Origin of the sequence: Meiothermus luteus (assembly GCF_003574085.1) — a bacterium.
Classification (GTDB): domain Bacteria; phylum Deinococcota; class Deinococci; order Deinococcales; family Thermaceae; genus Meiothermus; species Meiothermus luteus.
Genome location: NZ_QWKZ01000080.1, coordinates 1 through 12,335 on the forward strand (window position 1 = coordinate 1; position 12,335 = coordinate 12,335).

At 67.8% G+C, this 12,335-nt stretch carries 12 protein-coding genes; 7 read left to right on the forward strand and 5 right to left on the reverse strand.

The window, feature by feature from the left end; genetic code table 11:
- Positions 1–66: 66 nt before the first annotated feature.
- A complete protein-coding gene (locus Mlute_RS11210) occupies positions 67–1,227 on the reverse strand; it encodes an FAD-dependent oxidoreductase (RefSeq protein WP_119360730.1) in 1,161 nt (386 codons plus the stop codon).
- Positions 1,228–1,460: 233 nt separating this feature from the next.
- On the opposite strand from Mlute_RS11210, the gene Mlute_RS11215 reads away from it, so the two are divergent.
- Positions 1,461–2,654, forward strand: coding sequence for a methyltransferase domain-containing protein (locus Mlute_RS11215; RefSeq protein WP_119360731.1), 1,194 nt, complete (start codon positions 1,461–1,463; stop codon positions 2,652–2,654).
- A gap of 4 nt (positions 2,655–2,658) precedes the next feature.
- Here Mlute_RS11215 and Mlute_RS11220 read toward each other — a convergent pair whose 3' ends face one another.
- The 3 genes from Mlute_RS11220 to Mlute_RS11230 form a co-directional block, all read right to left on the reverse strand.
- Positions 2,659–4,416, reverse strand: a complete 1,758-nt coding sequence (locus Mlute_RS11220) for a hypothetical protein (RefSeq protein ID WP_119360732.1) — start codon at positions 4,414–4,416, stop codon at positions 2,659–2,661.
- A 155-nt stretch (positions 4,417–4,571) separates the two neighbouring features.
- Positions 4,572–4,796: a hypothetical protein gene (locus Mlute_RS11225; protein WP_119360733.1), complete on the reverse strand. Its 225-nt coding sequence runs from the start codon at positions 4,794–4,796 to the stop codon at positions 4,572–4,574.
- Positions 4,797–4,848: 52 nt separating this feature from the next.
- Entirely contained in the window at positions 4,849–5,256 is a 408-nt protein-coding gene (locus Mlute_RS11230) for a methylglyoxal synthase (RefSeq protein ID WP_119360734.1), read from the reverse strand.
- 77 nt (positions 5,257–5,333) lie between these two features.
- Between Mlute_RS11230 and Mlute_RS11235 the strand changes: the two genes are divergently transcribed.
- Genes Mlute_RS11235 through Mlute_RS11250 form a run of 4 tightly spaced genes read left to right on the forward strand, consistent with a single transcriptional unit; the run spans position 5,334 to position 9,085 of the window.
- Entirely contained in the window at positions 5,334–5,948 is a 615-nt protein-coding gene (locus Mlute_RS11235) for a YIP1 family protein (RefSeq protein WP_119360735.1), read from the forward strand.
- Between the two features lie 9 nt (positions 5,949–5,957).
- Positions 5,958–7,145 (forward strand): efflux RND transporter periplasmic adaptor subunit, encoded by a 1,188-nt coding sequence (locus Mlute_RS11240; RefSeq protein WP_119360736.1) that lies wholly within the window; start codon positions 5,958–5,960, stop codon positions 7,143–7,145.
- A gap of 21 nt (positions 7,146–7,166) precedes the next feature.
- Complete coding sequence (locus Mlute_RS11245; protein WP_119360741.1) at positions 7,167–7,844, forward strand: ABC transporter ATP-binding protein; 678 nt, start codon at positions 7,167–7,169, stop codon at positions 7,842–7,844.
- Positions 7,841–9,085 (forward strand): ABC transporter permease, encoded by a 1,245-nt coding sequence (locus Mlute_RS11250; RefSeq protein ID WP_245958948.1) that lies wholly within the window; start codon positions 7,841–7,843, stop codon positions 9,083–9,085. The genes Mlute_RS11245 and Mlute_RS11250 overlap by 4 nt, the downstream gene beginning before the upstream one ends.
- A gap of 43 nt (positions 9,086–9,128) precedes the next feature.
- On the opposite strand, the gene Mlute_RS11255 is transcribed toward Mlute_RS11250, so the two are convergent.
- The gene (locus Mlute_RS11255; RefSeq protein ID WP_119360738.1) at positions 9,129–9,587 is read right to left on the reverse strand and encodes a hypothetical protein; all 459 of its coding nucleotides are present in this window, start codon (positions 9,585–9,587) and stop codon (positions 9,129–9,131) included.
- Positions 9,588–9,795: 208 nt separating this feature from the next.
- Between Mlute_RS11255 and pdxY the strand changes: the two genes are divergently transcribed.
- Both pdxY and Mlute_RS11265 read left to right on the forward strand, forming a co-directional pair.
- Positions 9,796–10,677, forward strand: a complete 882-nt coding sequence (pdxY, locus tag Mlute_RS11260; protein WP_119360739.1) for a pyridoxal kinase PdxY — start codon at positions 9,796–9,798, stop codon at positions 10,675–10,677.
- A 22-nt stretch (positions 10,678–10,699) separates the two neighbouring features.
- Positions 10,700–12,335, forward strand: a 1,636-nt coding sequence (locus tag Mlute_RS11265; RefSeq protein ID WP_119360740.1) for a molybdopterin-dependent oxidoreductase, incomplete at its 3' end; no start/stop codon positions are given.

Here is a 12,335-nt window from a genome sequence, read left to right on the forward strand (position 1 = left end):
CCCCTACCCCCGAGGGCCTCATCCAAAGCGCCGGCAGCAGCCCCACGAGCAGCGCCACCAGCAACCCTACCTCCACGCGCCCACCCCCCAGCGGCGCAAAAGCGTCCCCAAGACTGCCCGGGCAAAGACCGGTATGTCCACGCTGGCCATCACCTGAAGGTCCTCGAGCCACCCCGTGGCCTCATCCAAAAAGCGCAGCACCCGCTGGGGCGGGTTCTTCCGAAAAAGCCGGCTGAAGACCCTCTCGCCAGGGGCGTAGCCCCTCTCCAAAAGGTGCAGCAAAACGCTGTCCATGAGGGCGTGGCGGCTCGAGCCAGGAGGGAGAATCGGCCGGCCCGTTTCCCGCAAGGCCTGCGCGATGCGGCGGGTCTGGGCCTGGATGCGCTGGAAGGTGTAGCCCGTGGAGGCCTTGGTGCAACCCCCGGCGGTGCCAATCCGGATCACCCGCGGGCTGGGCCGCCGCGGGAAAGGCGCGTCGGTCATGGGGATAACCCCAAACTCGCTCTCCAGAACCTCGTAGCGCCCCACCCCCAGCACGTCCTCCAGGTACTCCCTCAGGCCCTGGTCGTAGGCCTCAGGGGGCAAAAGGCGGGGGGAAAACAGGGTGTACTCCACCAGGGCGGTCTGGGCATCAAAGGGCAGCACATAGCCAAAGCACGCCGGCCCCCGCTGGGGCAGGCGAAAGTCCATCAGGACGGCGGCCTGAGGGTCAAAAACCGGCCCGGAGGTGCGCACCACCCAGCCCTTGAAGTGCTGGAGAAGGTGGTGGTAGCGGGGGCTGGGCGGTGGGGGCTGGTACAGGCTGCTGAAGACCCACCGGCCCCAGTACACCCGGCCCTCCTGCTCCACCCAGGGACCCTGCTGGTCCTCCCCTATGCGGCTAACCTCACCGTAGCGCAGGGTGAGCTGGGGCTGGCCGGAGATCCAGCGCTCCATGTGGGCGTAGAAGTCGCAGCTGCGGATCATCTTGTAGGCGTAAGGGGCAATGCTAAGGCGCAGGGCCTGGCCCTCCCCGTAAAACCAAAGGTGCTCCCAGCGGCGGAAGACCAGGGGTTCAAAGGAGCCTGTCCCCGTTTCCCAAAAGCACCAGGTGCGGTCGTTCTTGGTCTTGGGGGCCCGCTCGAGCAGGAGCACCCGCCCTTCCACCCCTGCTTGCACCAGATGGTAGGCCAGGCTAAGCCCCGCCGCACCCGCGCCCACCACGATATAGTCGTAGCGCTCGCCCACCTATTTATAGAGATTAGGCCACCCGGTGCCCGACGCATGGGCGGGGGCTACAAACCCAGTCTCGTTATGATAGGCGTTATCCCCACGTTGTGCCCTCTAGGCTGGCCCCGCCCACCCTTAACCCAGCCCGGCCGTAGGCCTTGATGGGCAGGGATGGGGGGATAACGCTATGATTACGGGGAAAACCCTACCTTGAGCGACAACGCCGGTGCCCACCGGCCCGCGGAGTTCAGATGAACAGGCTCAAGACCTGCCGTGCGTGTGGCGCCGGGGAGCTTCTTGGCTTCCTGAGCCTGGGGCGGATACCGCTGGACAGCCTGCGCAGCCCCCACCAGCTCGGTGCGGTGGAAAAACGCCCGCAGCTCGAGCTGGGCTTCTGCCCCCGCTGCGGACTGGTCCAGCTCCTGGGTCAAGCCCAGGAGGCCCTTGAAACCGAGCCGGTCTACAAAGACTGGCGGGCCCTACTGGCGCAGATGGGAGTCCAGCGGCCAAAGCAGGTGCTGGCCCTGGAGGGCTGCCCTCTGGAGTTCCTCCGCCAGCTCGAGCAGAAGGGTGCCCGGGTGCTCTACCTAGACCCCCACCCCGAGCGCAGCCAGAGGGCCCTGAACCGGGGCATCCCCACCCGCCGGGTGCGCTTTGACCACACCCTAGGCCTCCAGCTCAAGGAGGAAGGCTTCCAAAGCGACCTCATCCTGGCTGGGAACCTGCTCGCCTACACCCACGACCCCAACGGGCTGTTTGAGGGTCTTTCCCGGGTGCTGGCAGAGGGGGGCCGTGTGGTCCTGGAGTTGCCCCACCTACGCGAGCTGCTCGAGAGCCGCCGCTTCACCCGCTTCAGCCCCTTGCAGCAGCACTACTTTTCGGTAGGGGCGCTCAAACGGCTGGCCCTACGGCATGGGCTTTGGGTGCAGCAGGTAGAGGGGCTCGAGCCGGAGTGGCTGCGCCTATACCTGGGAACCGAACCCGGTGGCCCCGGGGTGGAGCGGTACCTGCAGGAGGAGCGCAGGCTGGGCCTGGAGGAGGCGGCCTACTATCTCGAGTTCGGCTCCCAAGTGGCCGCCCTGCGGGAGGCCCTGCTGACCCTGCTGACCGAGCTTAAGGCCCGGGGCCGCCGGATCGCGGCCTACGGGGCCGGCCCGGAAAGCGCCCTCCTCTTCAACTTCGTCGGGCTAGGGCCGGAGGTGGTGGACTACCTGATAGACCCCGACCCACGCAAGCAGGGGCACTACCTGGCAGGGGTGTACATCCCCATCCAGGGGCCGCAGAGGCTGCTGGAGCGCCCCACCCACTACCTTCTGTTCCCCTATGAGGACCTCGAGGAGGTGAGCCGCTGGCTGCCGGACTACCTAGAAAGGGGTGGCCGCTGCATCGTAGCCCTGCCTTACCCCCGTATTCTGGCCCACCAACCGGCCCGGGTGGCCCCCTAGCCCCTCACCTTCGGGCCACCCAGGCCCGAAACACGCTCCCGTCGTCCTCCCCGTGGCCGCTTAGCCCCAACCCCACCCGCCGGAGCTCCAAGGCCAAGGCTCCAGGGTAGATGTCGGCCAGGGCCCGGTAGAGCACTGGCTCGCCGTCCAAATAGGCCAAAAAGCGATGTCCGTCGCACACCGCTCGCAGCCGTAGGCCCACCCCTGAACCCCGTGGCCTGGGAATCCAGGCCCAGACTGCACGGCGGGGGTCCTCGTAGCCCGCGAAGCGTAAGTAAGCCACCACCCTGAACTCCTCCCCCTCCAGGTCCAAGGCCACCACCAGGTGGTGCTTCTCGTCCTGCCAGAAGCACACCCCAGCCCGGCAACGGGCCTCCCCTCCTTGGGCAGGGAGAACCTCCACCTCTAGGTCGGCCATCCCCAGGTCGGCCCAGGGAACCGTGTACAGGCTGCGCGCGCCCTGGGCTCCTTCCACCCTAATCCCCCCTTCGGCGGGCGCCAGGTTGCCCGGGCCCAAGGTGGGCTCCCAAAACAGCAGCAGCTCCTCGCTGGGGTCGCCCAGGTAAGGGACCAGTACGGTCCGCTGCCCCTTGGGCAGCCGGGGGTGCCCTATGGCCAAGGAGGACGGGAGGTCTACCCGGCGGGGGTGGACCTCCAAATCGGCCCCCAGCCCCACCAAGCCCACCCCCCGGCCGTCGGCCAGGCGCGGCTCCTCCAGGAAAAAGAGGGCGCGGCCGTCTAAGGTAATTCCCAGAGCCTTCCCATCGTCTAGGACCTGCACCCAGCGGGGTGCCCCCGGGTCACCGGGGTAGGGCTCCACGGCCAGCTCGAGCGAACGGCCTCGGTACCAAAGGCACAGGCGGGCCAGCCCACCGCCCAGTTCCAGGGCCAGGTAGTTCTCGGGGTCGTGGTAGCGCCAAAGGAGGGCCGCCGGGGGGGTAAGCCGCAGGTGTAGGAGGCCCCCCGGCTCGGCGGGCTCGAGCAGCATCCCCGGCTTCCCCAACCGCCAGACCCCCCCCAAGGCCGCCCTCCGGCCGAGCTGGGGCTGGGGGTCGGCGGCCAGGGCAGGCCCCCAACCCTGCCACTGCGGCAGGTGGACCACCCGCACGCCGTAGACCCGGGTGTCGGCCCGGTGGCTCCGCTCACCCCCAACGGCCTGGTGAACCCCCGCGTAAAGCCAGCGCGCCACCGGACCATACGGCTCCAGCCCCAAAGGGCGGAGGCTGGGAAGGGCTGGAAGAGAACCGGTGGCCTCCAGCGCCCCCGCGTAGAACAACACCCCCCGCTCCCGCAGGAGCACCAGGAAGTAGATGGGCAGGGCCGGCACCCCTTGCAGCAAGGGGCTTACCCCCTGGCGCTTAGCCGCGCACAACCGGCCGTTGGCCCTGGGGTGGCCCTGCAGCACCAAGGCCGGGCCGGCCTCGAGGGGCAAATCCGGAACCGGCTGGTCAAAAAAGCCCACCGCTAGGCTTTCTTTCAACCCTTCGGCTTGGGCGTTGGCATGGCCGCTGAGCAGAAGGACCCCCAGGGCCAGCCCCCCCCTGTTCTCCAGGGGGCCGTAGGCGATGGACTGCCGGCCCCAGCCCGGCACCCCCAGGGCCGATAGGCGCAGCCCCCCCGCATCCACAGAGAGCCGGGCCTCCACGTCCACCCCCAGCCGCACCGCCCCACAGTCGCTAGGGCTGCCGACCACCTCTCCCGGCCGTACTTGTTGGGAAAAATCATCGCTGACCTGGCTAAGGAGAGCCCTCCTGGGTTTCATGCCCCATGGGGCATTCTGGGGCAGCCCCCGTGACCCCGGCGTAACGCCCAGCCCCCCAGCCAGGAGGCCACAAAGGCTTGGACGTTACCAATCAAAACAAAGGCCCCTCCTCGGACACGGGGCCTTAACCTGCGGGCATAACCCTCGGCCCAGACCTACGCCTGGATGCGGGCCCTGGGGGGCAGCGAAACCTCCTCACTGCGGGCCCCCTGCTGCACACCGATCAGAAAGCTCATCTTCATCATGGCGATGATCTGCTCGGTCTGACCGGCCTTGACCAGCTCATCAATGTATTCGGCCAGCCCAGGTGGAAAGGGCATCTGCTGCAGGGCCTCTCGGTTGGCCTCTACCATCTGGCGAATCCACTCCACAGGCGTCATAGCTGATTATCAATATAGCACTCAACTTTCCTAACATTAGGGTTCTTTGACACTATATCTGCCTTAGGCCCCCCCGCTCGTCGGCCGAGAGGTCGCTCTTCAGCCAGGCCAGCACCGCCTCCGCCGCGGCCAGGTTGGTTGCCAAGGGCACATTGTGCACATCGCAAACCCGCATCAGGGCCTGCACATCGGGCTCGTGGGGCTGGGCCTCCAAGGGATCGCGCAGAAAAATTACCGCCAACACCCGCTCCTCAGCCACCATGGCCCCGATCTGCTGGTCGCCCCCCAAAGGCCCCGAGAGCATCCGGGTCACGCTAAGCCCCACCTTTTCCTGCAAAAGCCGCCCGGTAGTCCCGGTAGCCACCAGGGGAAAACGAGAGAGAAGCCCCTTATGGGTCATGGCGAAGGCCACCATATCGGTCTTCTTGCGGTCGTGGGCGATCAGGGCAAGCGCCTTCATGGACCCCAGATTACCCCAAAGCCCTCCGGCCCTTCCCCAAAGGAAAGCGGTGGGGCAAACTTGGAAGAGGAGCGATCATGGTAGAGGTGCTTTTCTCCCCCAGGCAGTTCTTCCAAACCCTTCAGGCCCGCAAGCCCAACCTGGTACCGCCGTTTTTAATCGTGCTGGCCGCCACCACACTGGCTACCTTGGGGAACCTACTCCTGGTGCGCCTGCTGCCCACCCCGGTTCCCGGGGGATTCACCCTACAGCTCGTAATCGGCCTTCTAGGAGGGGTAGTGGGCGGCATCGCGTTCTGGGGGCTAGGCGGGCTCATCATCCGCTTGCTGGCCGGCCCCGACAGCCGGGCCTGGGAGGTTTATGGCTGGGGCAACGCCCCGGGGCTGCTGGTGGGCCTGGTGCTGCTGCCCGTAGGGGCGCTCTTCCCCATCACCGCCGACCTACCGCCCCTACCCCCGCTCAGCGACACCGAGGCCCTTCAGGCCTGGCAGCGGGCCTACCAGACCGCTGTGGCCTCAGCCCCCGTCAGCCGGGTTGGGCAGGGGCTGGGCCTGTTGAGCCTGGCCTGGTCGCTTTGGGTCATCGCCTCGGGCCTGAGGGTTCTGGCACCCCAAAGGGCCTGGCTGGCCACCCTAGGGGTGGGTGCGGCCTCCTTGGCTTTCACCCTGTGGGGTATTCTGGGCCAGGGCTGAGGCGCTCCTATGAAACGCTGGTTTTGGTGGTTGTTGCTCCTCTCCTTGGGCCTTACCGCCTTCGGCCTGTTGCGGCCCCGCGCCGAGCAAGGTCTGCCGGTGAACGTGGTCCGGGTGGAGCGGGGGGCCTTCGTGCGGGAGGTGCGGGCGAATGGGGTGGTGGAGGCCCGGGTCTACCCCCTCACCTTCACCCGGCCGGGCCGGGTGGCCGAGGTGAGGGTGCGGGAGGGAGAGCGGGTGGAGGCCGGACAGGTGCTGGCGGTGCTCGAGACCGCCGATGAGGCGGCCCGGCTCGAGGCCGCCAAGAAAACCCTAGAGGCCCTGCGGCTCCGGCAGCGGGCCCAAGAAGCCGAATTCCAAAGCAGCCGCGTCCGCCTAGAAAACCAGCTCGAGGAGGCCCAGCGGAGCCTGCGCGCCCTCCAGGAGCTACTGGAGGTCGGGGGGGCGGCCCGGGCTGAGGTGGAGCAGGCCCAAAGGCGGGCCACCGAGCTAAGGGCCCAGCTCGAAAGCTTGTCCGAGGCCCACCGCAGCGCCCAGCTCGAGCTGCTCGCCCAGATGGAGGCCCGCCAAGGCGAGGTGGCGGCCCTGGAACGGGCCTTGGCCCAGTCTGCCCTGAGGGCCCCGGTGGCCGGCACGGTGGCCAGCGTGGGCTACCTGGTGGGGGTGGAAGCAGCCGGGGGTGGGCCCATCCGGTTGGTGGAGGCCGGAAGCCTGCGGGTGCAGGCCCGCCTGGCCGAGGCCGACATCCCCGGGGTGCGGCCCGGGCAACCGGTGCGGCTCGAGCTAGACGCCCTTCCCGGGGAGCCCCTCCTGGGCCGGGTGGAGCGGATGGGCGTTCAGGCCGAGGTAGCCGGGAGCGGGGGCAGCGCGGTGCTTCCGGTGTTTATCCGCTTCCTAGAACCCAAAGCCGAGGCCCTGGCCCGCCCTGGCTTGAGCGTCACCGCCCGCATCACCACCCTGCGCCTGCAAGAGGCCCTTTTGGTTCCTCTGGAGACCTTGGTGGAGGAGGGAGACCAACACTACGTTTGGAAGATAGACGAGCAGACCCGGCGGGTCAAAAAGGTGCCCGTGGCCTTGAGGGCCCGCAACCTCACCCGGGCCGTGGTGGAGGGGATCGAGGAAGGCAGCCTGCTGGTCTCGCTGCCGCCCGAGACCCTGAAGGAAGGACTAAAAGTGAGATACCGCACAGGGGGTTAGGGCGTGGTCCCGGTGGTGGAGATGCAGGGGGTAACCAAGGTCTACCGCTCGGGCAGCGGGGCCCGTACGGTGGAGGTACGGGCCCTCGCGGGTGTGGACCTCACCATACAAAAGGGCGAGTTCGTGGCCTTGATGGGGCCTTCCGGCTCAGGCAAGTCTACCCTGATGCACATCATCGGCCTGCTGGACACCCCTACCGAGGGGGAGTACCGCTTGGGAGGAAACTCGGTGCGGGGCCTGAGCGAGGCCCAGCTAGCCCGCATCCGCAACCGCCGGATAGGCTTTGTCTTTCAGGCCTTCTTCCTGCTGCCCCGGCTCACCGCGCTGCAAAACGTGGCCCTGCCCTTGGTCTACCGGGGCCTGCCCCCGGCCCTCCGGCTCGAGCGGGCCCGAAGGACCCTGGAGGCGGTGGGCCTGGGCGACCGGCTGGACCACCTGCCTGCTGAGCTCTCGGGCGGGCAGAAACAGCGGGTAGCCATCGCTAGGGCGTTGGTCCAGGAGCCCGACCTGCTCTTGGCCGACGAGCCTACCGGAAACCTAGACTCCCGCTCCTCGGAGGAGATACTGGCCCTCTTTGAGAGCCTGCACCAGCAGGGCAAAACCATCCTCATGGTCACCCACGAGCCCGATGTGGCCGCCCGAGCCCAACGGATTGTGCGCCTTCGGGACGGCCGGGTGGTGGAAGGGGGGCGCCCTTGAAGCCACTCTCCCCAGGCGAGGACGGCGGGGGCATGAACCCCCTGGAAAACCTGCGCATGGCCTTTGAATCGCTCTGGGCCAACAAGCTGCGCAGCTTTCTGGCCCTTTTGGGCATCGTGATTGGGGTCTTCTCGGTTACCGCGATGGTCTCACTAGGACAGATGGCCACCGCGGGCATCACCCAAGACCTGGAGGCCATCGCCGGGCGCTCCATCTTTGTCCAGCCCAACTTCAACGAGGGACACGACTTCAGCACCGCCCCCATCCGGGAGGAGGACCTGAGGTCCTTGGAGGGGCTTCCGGCGGTGGTCATTCCTCAGCTCTTCGGCAACCTGCAGTACGAGGCCCGCCCCGGCGAACGCCGCTCCATCCAGCTCCAGGGCACCCCGGGCGACCTTCCCCGGCTTGACCCTACCTTCAAAATCGCTCGAGGCCGCTACTTCACCGAGGCCGAGGCCCGCGGGGGTCTGGCCGTGGCGGTGCTCTCCGACCGGGCGGCCAAAGACCTCTTCCCTGGCCGCGAGGCGGTGGGCCAGGTAGTGCGCCTCTTCTACCCCGGGGGTGGCCGCCTCGAGCTGACCGTGGTAGGAGTGCTGGCCCCCCCTGCCGGCATCTTCGGGGGACTGGGGGCCGCCGCCACGGTCTACGCCCCGATTCCCCTGGTGTGGAACACCTCCCCCACCGCCCGGCGGGGGGAGTACGCCTTCTTGGTGCTCTCGCTCAAAAAAGAGGCCGACGCGGCCCAGGTCAAGCGCCAGGTAGAGCGCATCTTCGAGGCCCGTCACGGCAAGGGCCGCTACCAGATCACCTCCACCGAAAGCTTCCAGGACACCCTGCGCTCCATCACCCGCATCCTGCAGGTCCTGCTGGGGGGCATCGCTGGCCTCTCCTTGCTGGTGGGGGGCATCGGCATCATGAACATCATGCTGGTCTCGGTCACCGAGCGCACCCGGGAAATTGGGCTGCGCAAGGCCCTAGGGGCTACCTCGAGCCAGATTCGCCAGCAGTTTTTGATAGAGGCGGTGGTGCTCACCCTGCTGGGGGGTGTCCTGGGGGTGGCCCTGGCCGCCGGGCTGCTTCTGCTCGTCACCTTGGCGGTGCCCTTCTTCGTCTACATCCTAAGCCCCATCACGGTCCTCCTGGCCCTCGCGGTAAGCGCGCTGGTGGGGCTTTTCTTTGGGGTCTGGCCCGCCGCCCGGGCCGCCGCGCTGAACCCTATTGAGGCCCTGCGCTACGAGTAAAAAAACCAGGGGGCCCTGCCCCCTGGTCCCTAAAGGCCTTGGCCTAGCGGAAGTAGAGCCGGGGCCCGAACTCCAGGCCCAGGGTGAACTGGCTGCTCCCGCTCACGAACCTGATGGACGGCTGGAGCTCCAGGAAGAAGTTGAAGTCACGGGTCACGGGCAGCTCGAGCCCCGCCGCCCCATTCAGATTGAAGGCGGTGGCGCCCCCCGCCTGCAACCCCAGTCCGCCGCCGAAGTAGAAGGGCAGGCTCGAGCCGCGCAGGAAGTAGAGCACGCCCGCCCCAAGGTTGAAGTTGGTGCTGCTCCCGGAAACCCCAAGCCCGAACCCGCCCCGCAGGGCCAGGGGACCCAGAAGCTCCTCCGCCCCCATGCGAGCGCTTACCGAAAGGCCGAAGCTTGGCACCATGCTCAGGTTGCCAGAGGCCACCTCGCCGAACAGGCGGCCTTGGGCCAGGGCCCCGCTGAGCAGGGCCACCGCCAACAAAGCGAAGAGTTTCTTCATACACACCTCCGCGCCTGGCTTTCACACGCCAGACGTCGGGCAATTTAGCACAAAATCCGAAAAGGTCTAAGCCCCCCGCTGCTTAACCTCCGTTGGTACCCCATTAAACGCTTCCTCTAGGACCTTGGCGAGGGAAAGTCAGCAAGCAGACGCCCAAAGCCCCAGCAAGGTTTGACAGGGCCACAGCGGGGCTGCTTAAACTTTCCCCATGCGGTTGCCCCGCAGCATCCTCTCCATCCAAAGCTGGGTCGCCTACGGCCACGTGGGCAACGCCGCCGCGGTCTTCCCCCTGCAACGGCTAGGCTTTGAGGTCTGGGCGATCCACACCGTGCTCTTCTCCAATCACACCGGTTACGGCACCTGGAGGGGCATGCCGCTGCCGCCAGAACACCTGGTGGAGATGGTGGAGGGCATCGCCGAGCGGGGGGCGCTGGCCCAGTGCGATGCGGTGCTCTCGGGGTACATGGGCAGCGCGGGTACCGCGGCAGCCATCCTTTCGGCGCTGGAGCGGGTGCGGGCGCAAAACCCCAAGGCCCTTTTCTGTTGCGACCCGGTAATGGGGGACGTGGGCCGGGGAATTTTCGTGCGCCCCGAAATCCCCCCGGTGCTAGAGGCCCAGGTGCTGCCCCAAGCAGATCTGCTCACCCCCAACCAGTTTGAGCTGGAGCTTCTGAGCGGGCAGCCGGTTCGGAGCCTAGAAGAAGCCCTGGGGGCCGCCCAGAAGCTGCGAGCAAGGATGCGGCCTGGGGGCCCCCGGGTGGTCATGGTGACCAGCCTTTTGCCGAAGGACCTTCCCCCCAATGGCATAGAGACCCTGGCCCTGGGCGAGGAGGGGGCCTACCGCGTGCGCACCCCCTACATTCCCCTCGAGCCCCCCCGCAACGGCACCGGGGACGTTATAGCCGCCTTGTTCCTGGGCCACTACCTCAAGACCGGCCGGCTGGTCCTGAGCTTGGAAAACGCGGTCGCTGCCACCTACCGGCTGCTTTGGCTCACCCACCAGCTCGGCACCCGAGAAATCCAGCTCGTGGCCGCCCAGGAGGAGTACGCCAACCCAAGCCAGCGCTTTCCCGCAGAGCGGGTGGCCTAAGCCCAGGCCCTATAATGGCCGTATGCTGCTCCGCCAGGCCCGCGCCACCTGTCCGTTGGACTGCCCCGACGCCTGCAGCCTGCTGCTCACCATTGATGAGCGGGAAAACCGGCTCCTGGAGGTGCGGGGCGACCCCGCCCACCCCATCACCCAGGGCTTCGCCTGCGTCAAGACCTACCGCTACCCCGAGCGCCAGCACCACCCCCAGCGGCCCCTTTACCCCATGCGGCGGGTGGGCCCAAAGGGCGAGGGCAGGTTTGAGCGGGTGAGCTGGGAGGTGGCGCTGGACGAGATTGCCGAGCGGCTCCGGCAAATCCTGGCGCAACACGGCCCCGAGGCGGTGCTGCCCTACCACTACGCCGGCACCATGGGCCTGATGCAGTACGAGCACCCCCTGGCTTTCTTCCGGGCCCTGGGGGCCAGCGAGCTCGAGACCACCATCTGCGCCACCGCGGGCCGCGCGGCCTGGGAGGCCACCTACGGCCACCGCTTCGGCACCGACCCAGAGGAAATACCCCACGCCCGCATGATCCTGCTGTGGGGCATCAACAGCCTCCACACCAACACCCACCTCACCCCTTTCCTCAAAAAAGCCCGGCAGAACGGAGCCCGCATCGTCCACATTGACCCCTACGAGAACCTGACCAGCCGCTTCGCCGACGAGCACATCAAGATTCGCCCCGGCACCGACGCCGCCCTAGCCTACGGGATGGCCCGGGCCATCGTGAAGGCCGGCCTGCACGACGCCGACTACATCGCCCGCATGACCACCGGCTTTGAGGCTTTTATGGAGGTGGCCTTAGCCTGGACGCCCGAGCGGGTAGAGGCCGCCACCGGCGTTCCGGCGGCCACGGTGGAGCGGCTCGGGCTCGAGTTCGCCCGGGCCAAGGCCTCCTTCATCCGCACCAGCTACGGCCTGACCCGCCACCCCGGGGGGGGCTCGGCCCTGCGGGCGGTCATCCTGCTGCCCGCCCTCACCGGGGCCTGGCAGTACCCGGGCGGGGGGGCGCTGCTCAGCACCAGCGGGGCCTTTGCCCTGAACCGGAAGTACCTGGGCGGGAACCACCTGCTCGCCGCCCGCACCATCCCTCCCCGGCGGGTCAACATGACCCAGCTCGGCACCGCCCTCACCGCCCTCAACCCGCCCATCCGGGCGCTCTTCGTCTTCAACTCCAACCCCGCGGTGGTGGCCCCCCGCTCCGACCTGGTGCAGCGGGGCCTATCGCGCGAGGACCTCTTCACGGTGGTGCTCGAGCAGGCCCTCACCGAGACCACCCGCTTTGCCGACTACCTGCTGCCCGCCACCACCTTCTTGGAGCACCCCGACCTCTACACCGCCTACGGCCACTACTACCTCTCCTGGAACGAGGCCCTGATGCCCCCGCAGGGCGAGGCCCGGCCCAACACCTGGGTCTTCGCCGAGCTGGCAAAGCGCCTTGGCCTGGACGAGCCCACCCTCTACTGGGACGCCGAGACCCTGGCCCGCTCGCTTTTGGACTCCCCCCACCCCTGGCTAAAGGGCATCACCTTGGAGCGGCTCAAGGCCGAGGGGTTCGTGCGGCTCAATATCCCCCGCGGCCATCGCCCCTTCACCGAGGGCGCGGGCACCCCTTCGGGCAAGGTGCAGTTTGACCCGCCCCCCGCGGTCATCCTGACCG

Bases quoted from the DNA above. Each gene is read 5' to 3' on its own strand.
- Mlute_RS11215 (WP_119360731.1), top strand. From the start codon at position 1,461: ATGAACAGGCTCAAGACCTGCCGTGCGTGTGGCGCCGGGGAGCTTCTT.
- Mlute_RS11220 (WP_119360732.1), bottom strand. From the start codon at position 4,416: ATGAAACCCAGGAGGGCTCTCCTTAGCCAGGTCAGCGATGATTTTTCC.
- Mlute_RS11225 (WP_119360733.1), bottom strand. From the start codon at position 4,796: ATGACGCCTGTGGAGTGGATTCGCCAGATGGTAGAGGCCAACCGAGAG.
- Mlute_RS11230 (WP_119360734.1), bottom strand. From the start codon at position 5,256: ATGAAGGCGCTTGCCCTGATCGCCCACGACCGCAAGAAGACCGATATG.
- Mlute_RS11235 (WP_119360735.1), top strand. From the start codon at position 5,334: ATGGTAGAGGTGCTTTTCTCCCCCAGGCAGTTCTTCCAAACCCTTCAG.
- Mlute_RS11240 (WP_119360736.1), top strand. From the start codon at position 5,958: ATGAAACGCTGGTTTTGGTGGTTGTTGCTCCTCTCCTTGGGCCTTACC.
- Mlute_RS11245 (WP_119360741.1), top strand. From the start codon at position 7,167: ATGCAGGGGGTAACCAAGGTCTACCGCTCGGGCAGCGGGGCCCGTACG.
- Mlute_RS11255 (WP_119360738.1), bottom strand. From the start codon at position 9,587: ATGAAGAAACTCTTCGCTTTGTTGGCGGTGGCCCTGCTCAGCGGGGCC.
- pdxY (WP_119360739.1), top strand. From the start codon at position 9,796: ATGCGGTTGCCCCGCAGCATCCTCTCCATCCAAAGCTGGGTCGCCTAC.